At 53.0% G+C, this 20,748-nt stretch carries 13 protein-coding genes; 9 read left to right on the top strand and 4 right to left on the bottom strand.

The features are described from left to right. The first annotated feature begins 5 nt into the window (after positions 1-5). The 4 genes from CRO05_RS05705 (at position 6) to CRO05_RS05690 (ending at position 9,073) form a co-directional block, all read left to right on the top strand. Positions 6-3,122: an efflux RND transporter permease subunit gene (locus CRO05_RS05705; RefSeq protein ID WP_097066184.1), complete on the top strand. Its 3,117-nt coding sequence runs from the start codon at positions 6-8 to the stop codon at positions 3,120-3,122. After that, on the top strand, positions 3,119-4,537 hold the full coding sequence (locus tag CRO05_RS05700; RefSeq protein ID WP_339390004.1) for an efflux transporter outer membrane subunit: 1,419 nt from the start codon (positions 3,119-3,121) through the stop codon (positions 4,535-4,537). Before CRO05_RS05705 ends, CRO05_RS05700 begins: the two co-directional genes overlap by 4 nt. 115 nt (positions 4,538-4,652) lie before the next feature. Then, complete coding sequence (locus CRO05_RS05695) at positions 4,653-5,894, top strand: efflux RND transporter periplasmic adaptor subunit (RefSeq protein WP_097066183.1); 1,242 nt, start codon at positions 4,653-4,655, stop codon at positions 5,892-5,894. Continuing rightward, positions 5,891-9,073, top strand: a complete 3,183-nt coding sequence (locus CRO05_RS05690) for a multidrug efflux RND transporter permease subunit (RefSeq protein ID WP_097066182.1) — start codon at positions 5,891-5,893, stop codon at positions 9,071-9,073. Before CRO05_RS05695 ends, CRO05_RS05690 begins: the two co-directional genes overlap by 4 nt. Positions 9,074-9,280: 207 nt before the next feature. Here CRO05_RS05690 and CRO05_RS05685 read toward each other — a convergent pair whose 3' ends face one another. Further along, positions 9,281-10,213 (bottom strand): LysR family transcriptional regulator, encoded by a 933-nt coding sequence (locus CRO05_RS05685; protein ID WP_097066181.1) that lies wholly within the window; start codon positions 10,211-10,213, stop codon positions 9,281-9,283. Between the two features lie 158 nt (positions 10,214-10,371). Here CRO05_RS05685 and CRO05_RS05680 point away from each other — a divergent pair, with 158 nt between their 5' ends. The 5 genes from CRO05_RS05680 to asd all read left to right on the top strand — a co-directional run bounded on the left by CRO05_RS05680 (position 10,372) and on the right by asd (position 16,597). Continuing rightward, positions 10,372-11,841: a ribulose-bisphosphate carboxylase large subunit gene (locus tag CRO05_RS05680; protein ID WP_181319740.1), complete on the top strand. Its 1,470-nt coding sequence runs from the start codon at positions 10,372-10,374 to the stop codon at positions 11,839-11,841. 23 nt (positions 11,842-11,864) lie between these two features. Then, positions 11,865-12,299, top strand: coding sequence for a ribulose bisphosphate carboxylase small subunit (locus CRO05_RS05675; protein WP_097066179.1), 435 nt, complete (start codon positions 11,865-11,867; stop codon positions 12,297-12,299). 182 nt (positions 12,300-12,481) lie between these two features. Further along, positions 12,482-13,438, top strand: a complete 957-nt coding sequence (gene cbbX, locus CRO05_RS05670) for a CbbX protein (protein ID WP_097066178.1) — start codon at positions 12,482-12,484, stop codon at positions 13,436-13,438. 256 nt (positions 13,439-13,694) lie between these two features. After that, a complete protein-coding gene (locus CRO05_RS05665; RefSeq protein ID WP_097066177.1) occupies positions 13,695-15,533 on the top strand; it encodes an ABC transporter ATP-binding protein/permease in 1,839 nt (612 codons plus the stop codon). Positions 15,534-15,778: 245 nt separating this feature from the next. Beyond that, complete coding sequence (gene asd, locus CRO05_RS05660) at positions 15,779-16,597, top strand: archaetidylserine decarboxylase (protein WP_097066176.1); 819 nt, start codon at positions 15,779-15,781, stop codon at positions 16,595-16,597. 273 nt (positions 16,598-16,870) lie between these two features. On the opposite strand, the gene galU is transcribed toward asd, so the two are convergent. The 3 genes from galU to CRO05_RS05645 form a co-directional block, all read right to left on the bottom strand. Then, complete coding sequence (gene galU, locus CRO05_RS05655) at positions 16,871-17,914, bottom strand: UTP--glucose-1-phosphate uridylyltransferase GalU (protein ID WP_097066175.1); 1,044 nt, start codon at positions 17,912-17,914, stop codon at positions 16,871-16,873. A gap of 140 nt (positions 17,915-18,054) precedes the next feature. Next, the gene (locus tag CRO05_RS05650) at positions 18,055-19,614 is read right to left on the bottom strand and encodes a cytochrome B6 (protein WP_097066174.1); all 1,560 of its coding nucleotides are present in this window, start codon (positions 19,612-19,614) and stop codon (positions 18,055-18,057) included. Positions 19,615-19,906: 292 nt separating this feature from the next. Then, positions 19,907-20,686 carry a Crp/Fnr family transcriptional regulator gene (locus CRO05_RS05645; protein WP_097066173.1) on the bottom strand — a complete coding sequence of 260 codons (780 nt, stop codon included), beginning with the start codon at positions 20,684-20,686 and terminating at the stop codon, positions 19,907-19,909. Positions 20,687-20,748 lie beyond the last annotated feature (62 nt).

The raw sequence follows: 20,748 nt of genomic DNA, 5'->3' as shown, positions 1-20,748 counted from the left end.
TCATCATGAGCAGATTCTTCATTACGCGGCCAATTTTTTCATCCGTAATATCCATTATTATTGTTCTGGCTGGGCTGGCCGCCGCCTTGCAACTGCCCATCGCACAGTATCCTCAGATTGCGCCCCCCACCGTTTTGATAACGGCAACCTTTCCCGGGGCGAGCGCGGAAACGCTGACTAAAACTGTTGCCGCCCCGATTGAAGAGCAGTTGAGCGGTGTTGATGATCTTTTGTATTTCAGTTCGAGCTCCGACTCGAGTGGCACGCTGACCATCACCGCCACCTTTGAAGTCGGTACGGATGTCGACCAGGCAACCTTCAACGTAAGCAACCGTGTAAATATTGCACTGCCGCGCTTGCCGGATGAAGTCAGGCGAACCGGCCTGAGAATAGAGAAGCGTTCCAACGACATCCTGCTGGTCTTCATGCTGATCTCCAAGGAGAAGGGAAAGTATGATCCCCTGTTCCTGAGCAATTACGCTACGCTTAACGTGCTGGATGAGCTGAAACGAACCAAAGGGGTAGGCGATGCGATAGTTTTTGGAGCGCAGGACTACTCGATGCGCATCTGGCTGCGTCCTGACCGGATGGCGCAATTAGGGGTAACCACTACAGATATCGCGGCTGCCATTCAGGCCCAGAACGCGCAATATGCAGCCGGCAAAATAGGCCAGGAACCGGTACCGGATGACCAGCAACTGGTTTATACCGTTAACGCCAAGGGGCGGTTGCTGGAACCTGAACAATTCGGCAATATCATTTTACGTGCCGATGGCCCGCGAGGCGTTCTTTATCTCAAGGATGTTGCCCGGATCGAGCTTGGCGCACTCAGCTACGATGTGCGTACCGCACTGAATGGCCAACCTGGCGCAGGTATCCCGATCTTCCTGCAGCCTGGCGCAAACGCACTTGATACGGCGGACGCGCTCATGGCCAAAATGGATGAATTGAAGCAGCGTTTCCCGGAAGGCATGGATTATGTCGTACCTTACGATACCAGCAAATTTGTTAAAGCCTCCATGTGGGAAGTGGTCAAAACACTCGGAGAGGCGATGATCCTCGTTGTGCTGGTCGTGTACCTTTTTCTGCAAAGCTGGCGCGCCACGCTGATTCCCATTATCGCGGTGCCCATCTCCCTGATCGGTACCTTTGCCGGATTGTGGATGTTCGGCTTCTCCATCAATACGCTCACGCTGTTCGCCATGGTGCTGTCAATCGGCATTGTGGTGGATGATGCCATTGTCGTGCTGGAAAACATCGAGCGTTTGATGGATGAGGAAAAACTGTCGCCAATGAAAGCTGCGATCCGATCGATGGAACAGGTTGCGCGCGCCGTCGTCGCTATTGTATTGGTACTATGCGCGGTGTTTGTGCCCGTGGCCTTCATGGGAGGAATCGCAGGCGAGCTCTATCGTCAGTTTGCGGTAACAGTAGCGGTCGCCGTCACGATCTCTGGCATTGTGGCGCTGACGTTGACACCAGCGCTATGCGCTATCCTGCTGAAACACACGCATGGCGAGTCCGCATTCTTCCGCGCATTCAACAGCGGGTTCAGGCGCCTGACCAATTTCTATATTTCAATGGTCGACGCCACCCTGCGCCACAAAATCATCGGTATCTTCGTATTCACAGGTATCATCGCCGTGGCAATCTATCTGATCAAGACTGTTCCAGACAGCTTTGTTCCGCCCGAGGATCAGGGGTATGTGGTTACTGCTACGATTCTGCCCGATGGCGCCACGCTGGCTCGAACAACTAAAACCACTGAAGCTGTACGAGCGGCCATCGCGGAAGATCCGGCGGTGGCCCATCAGTTCGTCGTTAATGGTTTTGACCTGATTGGAGGCGGCAACAAGACCAGTTCCGCCACGATGTTTGTTGCTTTCAAGGACTGGTCGGAACGCACCGCCACCGCGGAAGATATTGTCAACAAGTTAATGGGTATCGGCATGCAACAACCCGACGGCATAGCGATTGCATTCAATCCTCCAGCTATTCGTGGTCTCGGCACGGCGGGAGGCTTTGAAGTCTATGTACAAACCCGTGCCGGCGCAGGCCCCTTGCAATTATCGGGGGTAGTGAACAATTTTATTGATGCGCTCAATCAGGAACCGCGTCTTGCCGGCGTAAACACGTTCTTCCGCCCGACAGTGCCGCAATTTCTTATTGAAGTGGATGAGGCAAAAGCGATTTCGCAGGGAGTTCGGATTGCTGATATCTATGCGACCTTGCAAAGTACCATGGGATCCCTCTATATCAATGACTTTAACAAATCCGGCCGCACCTATCGCGTGCAGCTGCAAGCGGAACCGCAATATCGCATGCAACCGGAAGACCTCGGCAGAGTGTACGTGCGTTCACAATCCGACGCGATGGTGCCACTATCGGCACTCAGCAAGATCAGCAGTATTGTGGGGGCGGAACAATTGGAGCGCTACAATGGCCTTCTCTCTGCAAAAATTCTGGGAGGCGGTGCACCTGGCGTGAGTTCGGGGGACGCGATCAAGCTTGTAGAAGAGATTGCGGCAGAGAATTTACCTCCCGATTACCAGATTGCCTGGACTGGGCAGGCCTTTCAGGAAAAGAGCACTGGTTCCGCGGCCATTTTTGCGTTCAGCTTCGCCATCATTATGGTGTTTCTCATCCTGGCTGCACAATTTGAAACCTGGGCACTGCCACTGGCTGTCATCATGGCGGTACCCTTTGCACTGGTCGGCGCGCTACTTGCCATTTTAATACGTGGAATGCCCAACGATATTTATTTTCAGGTGGGCTTGATCACGCTGATAGGCCTGGCGGCCAAGAATGCGATTCTGATCGTGGAATTCGCCAGCCAGAAAATGAGGGAAGGGATGCCGGTCAGGCAAGCTGCAATCGAGGCAGCGCGCCTGCGTTTTCGTCCCATTGTCATGACATCGATGGCTTTCGTGCTGGGGATCGTGCCGCTCGTCATTGCGACCGGGGCGGGAGCAGCCGCACGGCAATCGATGGGTACCGGCGTTTTTGGCGGCATGCTGCTTGCCACTTTTGTCGCCACTATTTTCATTCCCCTGTTTTTTACCTGGCTTAGCCGCAAGCGCACAGATAAACCGTCCCAGAATATGCAAGAGGAAGCGACATGATGGCCTCGCCTTTATGGAAGAGAAATTGTAGCTCTTGGGTATCGGCTTTACTGCTTTTTTCGACCCTGTTGCTGGCGTCCTGCGCCATGGGACCCGATTATTCGCGGCCCCATATCGACACCTCCGATAGCTTCCGGATGGCGGAAACGGAAGGGCAGTCCATTGCCAATCTTCCATGGTGGGAGCTCCTGCATGACGACGAACTTCAGCGACTTATCCGGCAGGCTTTAGCGGAAAACAAGGATCTCAAGCAGGCTGTAGCGAGTGTCGAGGAGCTCCAGGCTCGCCTCGGCATAGCCGGTATGGACTTCTTTCCTAAACTGGACGCAAATATCAATGCGCCGGCATTCGGGACCATTGGCGGATTCCTTATCCGAGGATTTCCCACGCCTTACAGCTATTTTGGTCAGGGCACGCTGAATTGGGAACTGGATATCTGGGGCAGGATTCGCCGCTCCAATGAGGCCGCCCGTGCCGATCTGATGGCGCGTGAGGAGAATCGCCGGGCGATAGTGCTGACATTGGTGAGTTCGGTGGCACAGTCCTATTTCGATCTGCTGCAATTCGACATGCAACTGGATATTGCCCGGCATGCCCTTTCCTCTTGGGAGGAATCGGTCGCCATTGCACGGGCGCAACTGCGAGGCGGATTGATTTCCCGACTCGATCTGGATCAATTCGATGCGGAGCGTGCCAATGCGGCGACCAGGGTGGCGGAACTTGAACGGCAGATGGTGCAAAAGGAAAATGAGCTGAGCGTGCTGCTGGGGAAAAACCCGGTGCCGATCGTGCGAGGCCACTCATTGACGGAACAGCTGATGCCACCCGCAGTGCCGGCTGGTCTTCCTTCCGAGCTTTTGCAGCGTCGCCCCGATATTTTGCAGGCGGAACAAACGCTGGCGGCGGCAACCGCCAGAATCGGAATGGCGAAAGCGGCGCGTTTTCCCAGGCTCACCATCACGGGCTTTCTGGGGGTGGCGAGCCCCGCGCTGTCCAAGCTGCTGCTCTCTGGCAGTGAGTTTGGCGTCGGAGGACTCGGATTGGCGGGTCCGTTACTCAATGCGCAAAGCCTCGGGTTTGACCAGCGGGCGGCAGAAGCACAGGCAAGGCAGGTACTGGCACAGTACGAGCAAACTGTCCTGGTAGCCTTCAAAGAGGTTGAAGATGCGCTTGTAGCTGTCCGCACCGTCGATGAGCAACGCAAGGCCCAACAGGATCAGGTTGCGGCGCTACGCTCGGCTCTGCATGTGGCCGATCTTCGTTACAAGGGGGGCATTACCAGCTATGTGGATGTGCTCCTTGCCAAACGCACTCTGTTCGATGCCGAGTTTGCGCTTACGGCAACACGTCGCCTGCATCTCGTGTCCGTCGTGCAGCTCTATAAGGCTTTGGGCGGCGGGTGGTCGCCGGCATGATCGTTGCTGACATTCATCTGACTGTCTGAAAGCGGAATTTACGACGTACCCTGATTGCCCTATTCGCTAGCCGGATACTCCTTCCTTTTTACGGGATAGCCCAAGAGCCAAGCATATGAACCTGACCGCCCAATGGTTAATAACGTTAGCCATTCAAAATGGTACCGCCATTGCTCGCATGAGTGCCGGGCTATCCCTGATTCTGCTTGCTGGCTGTTCAGAGAAAGCACCTGCTCCTCCTCCACCTGTCCCTCAGGTGGAAGTCATTACCGTGACTGCTCAAACGGTCCCGGACGAACCGGAGTTTATCGGGCAGACGGAGGCCTTTCGCCCCGTGGAGATTCGCCCGCAGGTTACCGGAATTATTAAGGAAGTCTATTTTACGGAAGGCCGGAACGTCAAAAAAAACGACCGGTTGTACCTCATCGACCCTGTGCCATTCAAAGCCGTCTATCTCAGCGGTAAAGCGAGAGTGGCCCAGGCTCAGGCCCGGCTTGTCCAGGCAGAGCAGGAACTCGCTCGTGTGAAGCCACTTCTTGAGGAACAAGCTGTCAGTCAGAAAAACGTTGATGACGCCGTCGCTGAAATGCTGGGAGCCAAAGCCACGCTTGAAGCTGCCCAAAGCGAACTGATCAAGGCGAAATTTGACCTGGACAACACCCTGATCACCGCTCCAGTGAATGGCCGGATCGGTCGCAGCCATTTCTACGAGGGGCGCCTGGTCTCGGCCCAGACAACCCTTTTGACCACCATCGATCAACTGGATCCCATGTATGTAAACGTGAATGTTCCCGAAAGCTATCTCCTCCGGCGGCGCCGCGAACTCGCGGAGCATAGGGTCCAGAGGCCTGATATCTTTCAACTACATGGGGTGATGACCTTCTCGGATGGGACTGTATATCCAGAGGAAGGGATACTGGATTTTGCCGATGTTACCTTGCGGTCCGAGACGGGTATGTTACAGGCACGATTTACATTTCCCAATCCGGAAGGGGGCTTTTCTCCTGGGAAATCCTATTTTTATCCTGGACAATTCGTCAAGGTTCGTCTAAAGGGCTACATTCGGACTAGCGCTATCCTCATCCCTCAACGGGCCGTTCAACAGGGGCCCAAGGGATCATTTGTCTATGTGATCGACAAGGAGAGCAAAGCGGAGCTTCGTCCGATTCGGGCCAGCACATGGCATGAGAAGGAGTGGCTGATCGAAGATGGCCTTCATCCAGGAGAACGGGTAGTCGTGGAAGGCTTTCACCGAATTCAGCCAGGCGTTCAAGTGAATGCTATTCCATATCAGAATGGGGAGACTACTTCCCCGGATAGTCCTGCTGCGGAAAAAATCACGCAGAACGCGCCATGAATTCCCATTTTTTTATCGATCGCCCAATTTTCGCATCAGTCCTGTCGATCGTAATTGTGGTGGTCGGCCTGGTCTCTTTAAAGAACCTGCCGATTGCGCAATTTCCGCAAATCACGCCACCAATGGTGCAGATTGAAGCGGACTATCCCGGTGCCAGCGCAGAAGTTGTCGCGGAAGCCGTCGCACGTCCGATAGAGGTCCAGCTTCCCGGTATCGATAACCTTCTGTACTACGACTCCACGAGCACAAACGATGGGCACATGACGATGAGGCTCACGTTTGAAATCGGAACCGATGTGGATATCGCACAGGTCCAGGCACAGAACCGGCAACGTCTTGCCGAACCTCAATTGCCAGACGAAGTCGTTCGCCAGGGCATAACTGTAAAAAAAATGTCGCCGGATATGTTGGCGGTCATTGCGCTGAGCTCTACCGATCCCCGGCATGATACCGTTTTTCTCTCGAACTACGCTCTGCTTCGAATTCTTGATAGCGTCAAGCGTCTTCCTGGTGTTGGAGACGCCATCATCTTTGGCGCTCAGAACTACTCCATGCGGTTGATCCTCGATCCCGTCCGTATGGCACAACTCGACCTTACGCCGACCGAAATTGCGGCCGTGGTTCGCGAGCAGAACCGGGATTTTCCAGCCGGCAGGGTAGGCAGGGAACCCACGCCTCACGGTACAGAACTCACTATTCCGGTAATCACGCGCGGCCGAATGAGCGAGGTCCACGAATTTGAAGACATGATCGTTCGAGCTTATCCGGATGGGTCCATGGTGCGCATGCGGGATGTCGCGCGGGTGGAATTGGGCGCCCAGTCCTACGATCTTGAAGGACGATGGAACGGAAAGCCCAATACGTTTCTATTGACCTTCCTTTCGCCCGGAGCCAATGCGCTCGACACGGTCCAACGGGTCCGCCAGGAAATGGACAAGCTGGCCAAAAGTTTTCCAACCGGCGTTTCCTACGATATTCCCTACGACACCACCACTTTCATTGATGTCTCCATCAAGGAGGTCATAAAGACGCTTGTTGAAGCAACACTCCTGGTCATTCTGGTCGTCTTTGTTTTTCTGCAGAGTTGGCGCGCGACGCTTATTCCGGCAGTCGCCGTTCCCATCTCGCTCATTGGAACCCTTGCGGGTATGGAAGCGCTCGGTTTTTCCATTAATACGTTGACCTTGTTCGGTATGGTCCTGGCTATAGGCATCGTGGTGGATGATGCGATTGTTGTCGTAGAGAATGTTGAGCGGCACATGACCAAGGGAGGTCTTTCGCCGAAGGACGCGGCTAAAAGGGCCATGGATGAAGTGGCCGGGCCAGTGATAGCGATCGTCCTTGTGCTTGCTGCTGTGTTTGTGCCGGTCGCATTCCTAGGTGGAATCACCGGTGAGCTGTATAAACAATTTGCGATTACCATCGCCCTGTCTGTCGCCATTTCAGGGTTCGTGGCGCTCACCCTTAGCCCTGCTCTCTGCGCCCTGGTTCTCAAGCCAGGCCACGGCGAACCAAAAGGGTTCTGGAAAATGTTCAACCGGTCGTTTGACTGGATGCAGGCCCGTTATGCCGGAGCTGTCGGAACCATTCTGAAACGATCGGCGATTGCTCTGGTCATCTTCGGAATGCTGATATTCGTCATCCTTGGTCTATTCAAAATCATTCCGGGTAGTTTCCTTCCAGAAGAGGATCAGGGCTATTTTATTACCGTTGTCCAGCTGCCGGACGGCGCTTCCAAGGCAAGAACGATTGAGGTCCTGAGTAAAATAGAGGGTTATTTCCAATCAACTCCCGCAGTGCATTCGACTGATGCCCTGGCCGGGCAAAACTTTGTATTCGGGACCCGGGGAGCGAATCAAGCGACGATGTTCGTGCCGCTGCACCATTGGGACACACGCAAGGAGGCCGGCGAGCAGGTCTCTGGTCTTATTGCGGCCGCTTTTGAGGAATTCGCCAAAATTCCCGAGGCCTTGATCCTGGCTTTCAATGCCCCTTCCATCAGGGGTCTCGGCTCCACGGGTGGTTTTTCCCTTCAATTGCAGGACCCCAGCGGCGGTGATTTCGCCGAGTTCGCCGCCGCAGCTCAGGAATTCGTAGCCAAGGCTATGGAACACCCCGCGATCGCGGCTGCCGGTACCAATTTCCGTGTAAGTGCCCCCCGGCTATATGCGACGGTCGACCGCGAGCGCGCCAAAGCGCTGGGTGTGCCAATTTCTGAAGTCTTTGACACCATGCAGGCTTATTTCGGGAATCTGTATGTGAACGATTTTGTAAAATTCGGACGTATCTATCGCGTTCAAACAGAGGCCTTGCCGGAATACCGATCCAGCCCGAGCGATATCAGCAAGATATATGTGCGGGCTCGGAGCGGCACAGAACATACCATGATTCCATTGGATTCGGTCGTCACCACGGAATTTACCAGCGGACCCGACCCTGTCACGCATTTCAACGGATTCAATACCGCGCTCGTGCTGGGGGGCGCCGCGCCAGGATATAGCTCAGGACAAGCGCTTGAAGCGTTAGAGCAGATAGCCAATGAGGTCCTGACTCCTCGGGGTTATGAGATCGACTGGAGCGGAATATCGTTTCAGGAAAGCAAGGCTGGAGGCCAGTCCGTTCTAGTATTCGCCTTCGCCATACTCATGGTCTTTCTGGTGCTGGCCGCCCTTTACGAAAGCTGGTCCATTCCGTTCGCTGTCATTCTCGCGATACCCTTCGGGATTTTAGGCGCATTGCTGGCGATCTGGACGCGGGGGCTGAGCAATGATATCTACTTTCAAATCGGGCTGGTGACGCTGATCGGGCTGGCGGCCAAAAATGCGATCCTGATCGTCGAGTTTGCCAATCAACGATACGCTGCGGGTGAGTCGTTAACCGACGCTGCGCTCGAAGCGGCGCGTCTTCGATTCCGGCCCATCATCATGACCTCCATGGCCTTTATCCTCGGCGTATTTCCCCTTGTGGTGGCTTCCGGAGCGGGTGCGGCCAGCCGGAATTCCATCGGGACGGGCGTGTTTGGGGGAATGCTGGCCGCTACATTTCTAGCGATCTTTTTTGTACCGCTTTTTTTTGTTGTGATCGGAAAGATCGGAGGGCGGTTCAAAGAAAAAAAGGGTTCAGTGGCTGAGACCCGGCAGATTGCGGATAGCGAACCGCCCTCGACCCCAAAAGAATAATTGAAAACAGTATCCCAAATTACAGTTATTCCCAAGCCCTTCCTTCAATTGCTGGCTGAACCCCGGTTCGACCACCACAAGGCATCCGTGCCGGGATAGCTGCCCTTCAGCGCTAAAAGCCCGGGTGAGGAATAAATCTTCGAACGTATGATAAAGGCATTATGTGCTATGCGTTCGAAGAACATGGGGAAGGGAAAAACTGAAAAATTATACTTCTTCGATCTTTCGCTCCTTTATTCCTGGCATCAGTCCAGGAGCCTCTTTCAGCAAGAACTCTCTGAACGCCTGCGCCACGCTGGAAAGACGCTTGTTTTTCCGATGCACGATGTGCCAGTGGCGCATGATCGGAAAATCCTGCACATCCAGAATCTTGAGCCGCTTGGTTTCCAACTCCAGCTCAGCGGTGTGCAATGACATGATTCCGAGCCCCATTCCCGCCTGCACCGCTTGTTTGATGGCCTCATTGGTATCGGTTTCCATGCCCTTGTTAACGGAGATATGATGCGCGGAAAAAAAACGTTCCATTGCACTGCGAGTGCCGGAACCTGGTTCGCGTACCAGAAAGGTTTCCTGTTCCAGCCTTTTCACGGGAATCCGGCGAGCCGAGCACAATGGGTGATCTGGCGGAGCAATCACCACCAGCGGGTTTTCCATGAATGATTCAGTGGCGATATCCAGGCCATCCGGCGGCTGACCCATGATGGCGAGGTCGGTTACATTATCAGCCAGATGCTTAAGCACGGTTTCCCGGTTCGATACATTAAGGCTTACGGTAATTCCGCTATAGCGCTGGCAAAACTTGGCTAATAAATGTGGGGCAAAATAGTTGGCGGTACTGACCACCGAGATATTGAGTTTGCCCCGTTCCAGACCTTTCAACTCGTCAAGCGCCAGTTCCATATCTGCCAATTGCTGGGAGATCGCACGGCTGTAATGGTAAAGTTCATGTCCGGCATCGGTCAGATAGATTTTCTTGCCTATTTGTTCGAAGAGGGGCAAATCAATGTTATCTTCTAATTGCTTGATTTGCATCGACACCGCGGGCTGGGTCAGATAGAGTTCTTCAGCAGCGCGCGAGAAACTCAGGTTGCGGGCAACTGATTCGAAAACTTTTAGCTGTCTTAGGGTGACATGCAGCATGGCCATTCCTGCCCGAATTCGATTCCAAATCTCGATCTTGGGGTCATCTATAAGTAAAATACTATCATAACAATCAAAACACGTGACTGTTATTTATGGTAAGTCTCGCTACAATCCTTTCCGTAGTACCTTTATCTACCCCTATGAGGAGAACTGTCATGAGTCAAGAAATTAAAGGCAAGGAACGCTACAAATCCGGCGTAATTCCGTACAAGAAAATGGGCTACTGGGATTCTGATTATGTGCCCAAGGATACGGATGTCATCGCCTTGTTCCGCATCACACCCCAGCCAGGGGTAGATCATGAGGAGGCCGCGGCCGCTGTGGCAGGCGAATCTTCCACCGCAACCTGGACCGTGGTATGGACAGACCGGCTGACTGCCTGCGAACTTTATCGCGCCAAGGCCTATCGTTCTGAACTGGTGCCCAATACCGGGCCCGGCACCAAGACCGAAGCCCAGTATTTCGCTTACATCGCCTATGATCTTGATCTGTTCGAAGCGGGTTCCATTGCCAACCTGACCGCCTCAATCATTGGCAACGTATTCGGTTTCAAAGCCGTTAAAGCGTTGCGTCTGGAAGACATGCGCATCCCGGTAGCTTATCTGAAAACTTTCCAGGGCCCCGCAACCGGCGTCGTTGTGGAGCGCGAGCGCCTCGACAAATTCGGCAGACCGCTGCTGGGCGCGACGACGAAACCGAAACTGGGTCTCTCCGGCCGCAACTATGGCCGCGTGGTATATGAAGGACTCAAGGGTGGTCTCGACTTCATGAAGGACGACGAGAACATCAATTCACAACCCTTCATGCACTGGCGCGACCGGTTCCTGTACTGTATGGAGGCAGTTAACAAGGCTTCCGCCGCTACAGGCGAAGTCAAGGGTCACTATCTGAATGTAACCGCGGGCACCATGGAAGACATGTACGAGAGGGCGGAATTCGCCAAGTCGCTTGGCTCCGTCATCATCATGATTGACCTGGTGATTGGCTACACCGCAATTCAGTCGATGGCAAAATGGGCACGCAAGAACGACATGATTCTGCACTTGCACCGCGCTGGCAACTCGACCTACTCCCGTCAGAAAAACCATGGGATGAACTTCCGCGTGATCTGCAAATGGATGCGGATGGCGGGCGTGGATCACATTCACGCGGGCACGGTCGTAGGCAAACTGGAAGGCGATCCGCTCATGATCAAGGGCTTCTACGATACTCTGCGCGAACCGCGCACTCCGGTAAGTCTCGAAACCGGCCTGTTCTTCGATCAGGACTGGGCCTCGCTGAATAAGGTTATGCCGGTTGCTTCGGGCGGCATTCATGCCGGCCAGATGCACCAATTGCTGGATTATCTTGGCGAAGACGTGATATTGCAATTTGGCGGCGGCACCATCGGTCACCCGATGGGCATACAAGCCGGCGCGGTTGCCAATCGTGTCGCACTGGAAGCGATGGTACTGGCACGTAACGAAGGCCGCGACTACGTGAAGGAAGGCCCCCAGATTCTGGAGGACGCCGCCAAGTGGTGCACACCGCTCAAACAGGCGCTGGAAACATGGAAGGATATCACCTTCAATTACGAATCCACTGACACTGCCGATTTCGTGCCATCTACCACGGCCAGCGTCTAACACACACCAAGGAGAAAATAATTATGATGACCAATATAGGAAACCGCCTCACGCAGGGGCAGTTCTCTTTTCTGCCTCCGCTGACGGATAAGCAAATCTCGGCGCAAATCAAATATGCGTTGAAGAACGGCTGGGCGATAGGTATCGAATACACCGACGATCCGCATCCACGCAATACTTATTGGGAAATGTTCGGCAATCCGATGTTTGATCTAAAAGATCCTGCCGGCATCCTGGCGGAGATCAATGACTGCCGCAAAACGTACCCGAGCCATTATATCCGGGTAACCGCGTTTAACTCGACGCGGGGCGTGGAAAGTCCGACGATGTCGTATATCGTCAACCGTCCCAAGACAGAACCGGGCTTTGGCTTGATACGCCAGGAAGTGGAAGGCCGTAGCGTTCGCTACACCATTCATTCCTACGCGACCGACAAACCCGAAGCCGAAAGGTATTAATCGCCCTTCCCCGTCCCTTCCAGGGACGGGGAGCGATCCGGAGCGCAAGTGAACGGGTGATGAATGCCGCTTGCATCCACCTGTGCCCCGTCCTGAACTTGCGGACAATCCTCGTGTCCCGTTAAATCAAAATAAAGCTAATGCGCGTTTAATACTATGTGCTTAATTGTGTGGATCAAAACGTGAAAAAACATCCAAACGAACCCGTCCCATCCGATAACAGTTCCATTGATCTGGATGCGGAATTTCGCGCTTCCAACATCAAGGAAGTACTGGACAAGCTTGATCTTGAATTGATCGGCTTGAAACCTGTAAAAACCCGCATCCGCGAAACCGCAGCGCTCTTGCTGGTCGACCGCGTGCGCAAGAAACTGGATCTGACCGCCGGAGCGCCAAGCCTGCACATGAGTTTTACCGGCAACCCGGGCACCGGAAAGACCACAGTGGCGCTACGCATGTCCGAGATCCTGCACCGCCTGGGTTACGTGCGTGAAGGACATCTTGTTTCCGTTACGCGCGACGATCTGGTGGGTCAATATATCGGCCATACTGCACCAAAGACCAAGGAGGTGCTGAAGAAAGCGATGGGGGGGGTGCTTTTCATTGATGAAGCCTATTACCTCTACAAGCCCGAGAACGAGCGCGATTATGGCGCGGAATCGATAGAAATCTTGTTGCAGACAATGGAAAACAATCGGGAAGATCTGGTTGTAATTCTTGCAGGCTACAAAGACCGTATGGAAAAGTTCTTCCGCAGTAATCCTGGCATGCGTTCGCGTATCGCCCATCACATCGACTTTCCCGACTACAGTGCCGATGAATTGGTTGCCATCGCCAAACTCATGCTGGCTGCTCAGAATTACCGCTTCAGTCCCGAGGGTGAAAAGGCTTTTGGCGAATATGTCCGGCTAAGAATGAAAATGGAACATTTCGCCAATGCCCGGTCGGTCCGCAATGCCCTTGATCGGGCGCGGTTGCGGCAGGCCAATCGGTTGTTCGAGGGAGCAAAAAAGAACCTCTCGCGGACCGACCTGATGACTATTGAAGCCGAAGACATCCGTGCGAGCCGCGTATTCAAGGAGGGTGCGGTCGATCTGGATGGCGACGAAGGCGCGAATAATGTATCAGCAGGCGGCTGATCGTGCAATTACTCAAAACCTCAGTTCATAAGAGCATCCAAATATCCCTTCCTGACTCATCTGAACAATCCGGCCCCGGTTTTTTTTGTTAACCCGGATTGTTGTGAGGTTTTCGTCTGATGGGCGCCCGGAATCGGGCGCCCATTTTTATTGCAGACGAGTGGCTTGTCGGTAGTTAACTGCCTGCAAAGCGCGGTTAAAACGGTCGCACGTTATACTGCTTTCAATACCATGTATATTGATTGGAAATTAATTGATGCGCCCCACCCGCCTGGAAAAACCGTCGACCAACCGCAATGACTGGCGAACCATTCGTTCCCTGCTGCCCTATCTGTGGGAATTCAAAGGCAGGGTAGTACTGGCACTTGCACTGCTGGTGATGGCCAAGCTTGCGAACGTCACCGTACCACTCATTCTGAAAGAGATTATCGATGCGCTTGACCGTCCGCGCGCGATGATGGTCCTGCCGGTTCTGCTGCTTGCCGGATATGGCATACTGCGCTTATGCAGCACGCTGTTCGGCGAGTTGCGCGACGCCGTGTTTGCCAAAGTAACGCAACGCGCAATCCGACGAGTCGCCATTAAAGTGTTTGGCCACTTGCACGCGTTATCGCTGCGCTTCCACCTGCAGCGCCAGACTGGCGGTGTATCTCGCGACATAGAGCGCGGGACGCGCGGCATTTCCTTTCTCCTTAATTTCATGCTGTTCAATATCCTGCCGACTTTGCTGGAAATCGGCCTGGTAGCCGTTATTCTGATTTCCCGCTACGACATCTGGTTCTCAGTGATCATATTTGTCACGCTGGCAGCGTATATTGCGCTCACGCTGATCGTTACGGAGTGGCGCATGATTTTCCGCCGAACCATGAACGACATGGACTCAAAAGCCAATACCCAGGCTATTGATAGCTTGCTGAACTATGAGACGGTCAAGTATTTCGGCAATGAGTCATGGGAAGCGCGGCGCTACGATGAGCATATGCAAAAATGGGAAATCGCTGCCGTGCGCAACCAGACATCGCTCGCCGCACTTAACTCCGGGCAGAGCGCCATTATCGCGATAGGTGTAACGTTACTGCTGTGGCTGGCGGCTGACGGTGTGATCAAAGGCACGATGTCCCTTGGCGACCTGGTGCTGGTCAATACTTTCATGCTGCAACTTTATATGCCCTTGCATTTTCTTGGGTTCGTCTATCGCGAGATCAAGCATTCGCTGGCTGACATGGAAAAAATGTTCAATTTACTGGCGGAACATGAGGAGATAAGAGATAAACCAGGCGCTATTGATCTCATTCCGGGCAATGCGGCGGTTCGCTTCGAGAAAGTGAATTTTAGCTACGAGCCTAACCGCCAGATTCTGTTTGATGTAAGATTTGATATCCCGCCGGGTGGCAATATCGCTGTGGTCGGACATAGCGGGTCCGGCAAATCAACATTGGCGCGCCTGTTGTTTCGCTTCTATGATATCAACAGTGGTTGTATTCTGATAAATGGCCAGGATATCAGAGACGTGACGCAGAAGAGCCTGCGCGCAGCTATCGGTATCGTTCCTCAGGACTCAGTCCTGTTTAACGACAGCATTTATTACAATATTGCCTACGGACGTCCTGACGCAACTCGCGAGGAGGTAATCGAAGCCGCAAGGTCCGCTCACATTCACGGTTTTATCGTCAGTCTGCCAGATGAGTATGACACTCCCGTGGGAGAACGCGGGTTGAAGCTTTCCGGGGGAGAAAAACAACGTGTTGCTATCGCTCGCGCCATCCTGAAAAATCCCAAAATCCTTATCTTTGACGAGGCTACCTCAGCACTGGACTCCGAGTCGGAAAAAGCCATTCAAACCGAGCTCAAGCGTGTCGCCGCGAATCGCACGACCCTGACCATTGCCCACCGCCTGTCCACTATTGTCGATGCCGACGAGATTCTGGTTATGGACAAAGGCCGCATTATCGAACGAGGCGCCCACCGGGAACTCCTTGCGGCGAAAGGAGCCTACACTTATATGTGGAAGCTACAACAGCAGGAAGAGCAAACCCGGCTGCAACTATTGGACAACAGCGGGTATAACCTGGAGGCTGCAGCAACGAAAGACTAGGGAGAATATGAAATCAGGTTGACAGGTTTGTTTTTTGTGCTGGATAGCAAGATCTCAATACGGGATAAATCAAGTGTTGCTCCGTTCGCAAAAATGATTCTGGGCATTGTGCGAAAAATATGCGTGGCTTTATCGAGACTTAATCAAGTCGCCGTAATATAATTTATCTCTTTTTGCTTCAGGTATCTAACGTGCTAGCTGCTTCTTTTTCCGTTTTTCCTCAATACCTGCTGCCTAAACAGGCTATGACGGTATTTGCGGGACAGGTTGCCAATGCCGAGGCAGGCCGGATCACGACCTTTATCATTAGGCGGTTCGTGGCGCATTACGGCGTGAATATGGATGAGGCCGTGAATCCTGATATTCGGAGTTACCGGACTTTTAATGATTTTTTTACCCGCCCGCTGCTTTTGGACAAGCGCCCTATCGCTCAGGCAGATTATATTTCTCCTGCAGATGGAACGATAAGCCAATTAGGTGTCATTTCAGGCGATCAAATTTTTCAGGCTAAAGGGCATAATTACTCCGCTGTTGCGCTGGTAGGAGGCGACATCAAACTGGCTGAAAAATTCCAGGGTGGCAGTTTTGCGACAGTGTATTTGAGCCCTAAAGACTACCATCGCGTTCATATGCCATGTGATGGACGCCTCACCCGCATGATTCATGTTCCGGGCGCATTGTTCTCCGTTAATCCACGAACTGTCCGCGGCGTTCCCGCCCTTTTTGCTCGAAATGAACGCGTGATTTGTGTATTTGAATCGGAAATTGGTCCGTTTGTATTGGCACTGGTCGGCGCCACGATCGTGGGCAGCGTATCCACGGTATGGCATGGGGTGGTTAATCCTCGGGATTCCGGGGATGCTCGCAAGGTCCGCGAGTGGCGATACGATTCACAAGATATTGTGTTCAGAAAAGGCGATGAAATGGGACGATTTCAACTAGGCTCAACGGTGGTAGCGTTATTTCCCAGAAACAGTCTAGTGTTCAACCCGCTTTGGGCGCCCAATCGAAATGTTCGCTTCGGCGAGATGATGGCCATGAAAGCGGACGATCATAATAATTAGAAGGCCATATCTACTTTCAGTAAGTAGATCAGCTTACGCCGTGCAATTGTATTGAATCTCTGAATAAACCAGCAGATCCGAGGTAATTCGCAGCCTGTTCTGTCAAGGTTGTGGATTGTGAAATGTTTTGTCATTCCGGCTGGACGCTTATCGAATGTAGCTCTTCGCCTCGCGTCATTCTTCTTGCCACGTCATCTCACTCATCCCCGAGTCACCCGGTCTCCCCGGATCGCTGTAGCTTGTTGCAAATTCAAATACCTACTGAGCATTTCATCAGGCCAAGGCGCTCTTCAATCTAACCGGACGCGTATCGGCCGTATTTTCCGTGAACTCCAACGGACAAGAAGTCTCGTCGGCAAGCTGTCGTCCCACTCGCAATAATATCTCCCGAAATTCCTTGCCTACCTCGGCATGCTGCAGCCCGTACGCTACCGTTGCCTCCAGAAACCCCACCTTGCTGCCGCAATCATAATGTTTGCCTTCGTAATGGAAGGCCATCACGGGCTCCAGTTTGAGAAGACGGGATATCGCGTCTGTCAGCTGAATTTCTCCTCCTGTTCCCGGATCCAGGTTCGCGATGCATTCAAAAATGCCGGGTGACAGAATATAGCGTCCTATGATAGCCATGGTGGAAGGTGCTGCTTCGGGAGAAGGCTTTTCGACCAGGCTGCGAATTTTCATGGTGCGACTCCCGGTATCCCCACCGACAGCATCCACAATCCCATAACGGCGCGTGTCCTCGCGGGACACTTGCCTGACAGCCACCAGACTGCTAGGTGTTTGCTCGTATTGAGAAATCATCTGCGCCAGCACGGAAGGCTGACCGTCAATCAGATCATCCGGGAGCAGTACGGCGAAAGGTTCATTACCAATCAGGTGCCGTGCACAATATATAGCATGCCCCAAGCCCTTGGGCTCTTCCTGGCGGACAAAGCTGAAATGGATGCCGCCTGGTGTCAGTTGTCGCAACATTTTCAATGAAGCGTGCTTTCCTTGCGATGCAAGCTCATTTTCCAGTTCCACCGCTCGATGAAGATGGTCCTCAATAGCTCGTTTGCTGCGATGCGTTATAAAAATGATCTCTTCAATACCTGCGGCGGCTGCTTCATCGACGGCATACTGAATCAGGGGCTTGTCTACAATGGGGAGCATTTCCTTGGCGACCGCCTTGGTCGCAGGCAGGAAACGAGTACCCAGGCCGGCGACGGGAAACACTGCTTTACGTACCGCTCGTGAGGATTTGCGAATTGAGGATGCTCCGCTGAGCGGCAGCACTTCTTTTCGGTTTACAGTTGCAGATGTGGCGGAAATACTCATGACTGCTCTCCCTGATTATTTCGTTTTACATTGATAATTGGTGCCACGCCATAAAAACTCTACGGATGGCCCACTCGAATAAGTTTTTCTCAACGTACATGACCCCATTCTTTTCTCCCTATCGAATTGCGGAACATTAACTATAGCTGTCGCATATACGCTACGAGATCGGACTTCTCACCGTCCGTCAGCTTGAGCTGCAGTACCAGATTGAAAAATTCGACAGTATCCTCAAGTGTCAGCAAACGGCCGTCGTGCAGATAAGGAGGGCTGTCTTTAATGCCACGCAGCGTGAACGTCTTCATTGGCCCGTCCCCTGGCTCGTTAACGAAACGCTCGAGTTTCAGGTCATGCATTTGGTGGTCAAGGAACGCGGGTGGCTGATGACAACTAGCGCACTGCCCTTTCCCGAAAAACAACTTCTCCCCTCGGAGTTCGCTCGCTGTCGCTTTAGAGGTATCAAGCCTTCCCACCATATTCAGCTTAGGTGCCGGTGGAAAGTCCAGCATGTTCTGGAACTGCGCCATGTGGCTCACGTGAATTCGATCAAGAACCGGGAATCCCTTTTTCATGGCATGGATCGGGTCGCCATTGAAATAAGCCGTGCGAAACTCAAATTCAGTAAAATCCTCTACTGAGCGCAGGCTGCGCTTCGACCCGTGGATCTGCTGGTTGAACATTCCACGAAGGCTGGTAGTATCGAGGCGTAACCGTCTTTCCTCTGGCCTGATATCCGGGTTCAGGTGAAACTGCCCTGTAGTGTGCCCATTCACATGACAATCAAAGCAGGTAACGCCCAGGCTGGGCTGCGTGCTTTTTCGGTCGTCGGTCGGATTAAACTCTTCCTGTGGCAAGGGAGTAAGTAGTATCTGAAGGCCGTTAAGCTGTACTGGTGTCAGAATGTCTTTGAACAGGCGATAAAAGTTATTGATCGATACTACTTCTCCCCGAGAAACATCCCCCAGTTCAGGCCGGTTCTGAAGGAAAATCGCGGGCGGAAATTCCGGTAGAAACGCTTCGGGTAAATCAAACTCGACATCAAACCGCTCCAATCGGGGAAACATTTTGGTTTGAAGCTGAGGAAAGACTTGACCGCCCGTAGACTGTTTCGGGTGTGGCAGCGAAGGGTATGGAAACATGTTTTTGCTGCGTAATTCTGACGGGGACATATCGGCTAATTTTTGCCAGCTTATTCCCGACGCCAGACGAGCGGTAGGCCCAACCGCCAATGGCTTGCCGCGTGACATTTTTGCTTCCCGATCAAGCCGGGGGGTTAAATCGTAGCGCCGCAGCAGCAACTCGTGCTGTGTCTTCATGACCTGGGGGCGGTCCGCCACGTCCGCTTTCATGGTCTCTTCGAAAGTTTGCATCGGCTTCTTGGCATTCAGCGGGTCACGGTAAAAATCAAACCCCAGTACTTTTCCGTCGTCGGGCTGATTTTCAAAAGCAGGGGAAGAAGGCATTGCGTTCGGGGCGGCAAAAACGCTGGATCGGTCGTGCTCGGTTTTTTTCTGTTCGGGCCGTGTAATTTCGGTTTGGCGGACGGTTTGAGCATTTGTGACAGCATCACGCGATTGCCCGGTGGCCGGATGCTTGCTCCTTTCGCTTTCGCTTTGGCCGCTTTGGCCAATCGCACTGTTCATTCCCATGCTTAAGCTGATGCATCCCAAACCCAGTATCAGGAAATTCACTTTTTTCATGATAGATCTCCATTTTTAAGCGCGAACAGGTCGGAATTCTTATGCTCGCTTTTTTTCAGATCGCCCACTGATTCAGCTAATCCCTTTCAGCTCATATTGGTTCCGCTTATTTATGCTGTTGGCCGAGCAACACCAGTTTTCCATGGAACGTAAACCGGGTCTGTTCGAAAGCGCACACTGGGAACGGATATTCCTCTGAATATCCGTTTTCGAATAACGACCGAGTTCTGCGCATTTTGAAGACTCCTCCCAATGCCCCAAAGCCATGTTCGGGAAACACGTCTGCTTATCTTTACCTGCTTGATTGAAAAAATCTCTTGAATTGTTTTGTGGGAGACTCGCTGGAACCAGCAGCCACTGAACAATAAACATCCAGCAGGCGCTCGTATTCCTTTTTTACTACCGCGTAGTTCTCGCCTGCGCTCGCTTCCAGTTGTTGACGATCCACAACTGCGAGGTGCCCTCGTCTGCAACGAATCGCTCCAGTCGTTTGAAGCTTCTGCGCAGCCACTGTTACGCTTTCCCGGCGCACCCCCAGCATTATTCCCACCTGCTCATGTGTTATGTGAAGTTCATTGCCTGGCAGACGATCCAGGCTCATCAGCAGGAGATAACTCAGCTGCTGGTCTACCGTATGATATCGATTGGAAACGGCTATCTGCTCCGTCTGGATCATCAGCGCGTGGGCAAAGCGCAAAAGAAGATGCTGTAACTCCCCACCCAGCTCAAATTCTCTTTTTAGCAGATCCGCTTTAATGCGAAAGGCATTACCCGAGCTCTGCACCACCATGCGTGCAAGACTGTTCTCAGCGCCAAAAAGAGCGGAAATGCCAGCTATACCCTCGTTGCCTATGATTCCAGTCTGCGTGCACGCGCCGCTTGCCGTCTCGTACAATCGGGCGACAATTGAGGTCGTTGGAAAATACAGATGCCTGATGGGCAGGTCCGGCTCGTAAATCACGTGACCCGCCGGCATAGGCACAAATTCAAGAAGGGGCAACAAGCGTGTATAGCTCGCAAGGGGCAGTGCTGCAAGTATTCTGTTCAGCTTTGCGCTGTGGGGTGGGGACATGGCGGTCTCAATATCGAGTTTGCATTAAAAAAGATGTGCTCATACATCGATGTCTATATGTC

Origin of the sequence: Nitrosovibrio sp. Nv4 (genome assembly GCF_900215485.1) — a bacterium.
In the GTDB taxonomy this organism is placed as follows: Bacteria; Pseudomonadota; Gammaproteobacteria; order Burkholderiales; family Nitrosomonadaceae; genus Nitrosospira.
Note: the sequence above shows the minus strand (reverse complement) of the source record. Positions and strands in the feature narration are given on the sequence as shown.

Coding starts and splice junctions, on each gene's coding strand:
- CRO05_RS05705 (WP_097066184.1), top strand. CDS start 6: ATGAGCAGATTCTTCATTACGCGGCCAATTTTTTCATCCGTAATATCC.
- CRO05_RS05700 (WP_339390004.1), top strand. CDS start 3,119: ATGATGGCCTCGCCTTTATGGAAGAGAAATTGTAGCTCTTGGGTATCG.
- CRO05_RS05695 (WP_097066183.1), top strand. CDS start 4,653: ATGAACCTGACCGCCCAATGGTTAATAACGTTAGCCATTCAAAATGGT.
- CRO05_RS05690 (WP_097066182.1), top strand. CDS start 5,891: ATGAATTCCCATTTTTTTATCGATCGCCCAATTTTCGCATCAGTCCTG.
- CRO05_RS05685 (WP_097066181.1), bottom strand. CDS start 10,213: ATGCTGCATGTCACCCTAAGACAGCTAAAAGTTTTCGAATCAGTTGCC.
- CRO05_RS05680 (WP_181319740.1), top strand. CDS start 10,372: ATGAGTCAAGAAATTAAAGGCAAGGAACGCTACAAATCCGGCGTAATT.
- CRO05_RS05675 (WP_097066179.1), top strand. CDS start 11,865: ATGATGACCAATATAGGAAACCGCCTCACGCAGGGGCAGTTCTCTTTT.
- CRO05_RS05665 (WP_097066177.1), top strand. CDS start 13,695: ATGCGCCCCACCCGCCTGGAAAAACCGTCGACCAACCGCAATGACTGG.
- asd (WP_097066176.1), top strand. CDS start 15,779: ATGACGGTATTTGCGGGACAGGTTGCCAATGCCGAGGCAGGCCGGATC.
- galU (WP_097066175.1), bottom strand. CDS start 17,914: ATGAGTATTTCCGCCACATCTGCAACTGTAAACCGAAAAGAAGTGCTG.
- CRO05_RS05650 (WP_097066174.1), bottom strand. CDS start 19,614: ATGAAAAAAGTGAATTTCCTGATACTGGGTTTGGGATGCATCAGCTTA.
- CRO05_RS05645 (WP_097066173.1), bottom strand. CDS start 20,686: ATGTCCCCACCCCACAGCGCAAAGCTGAACAGAATACTTGCAGCACTG.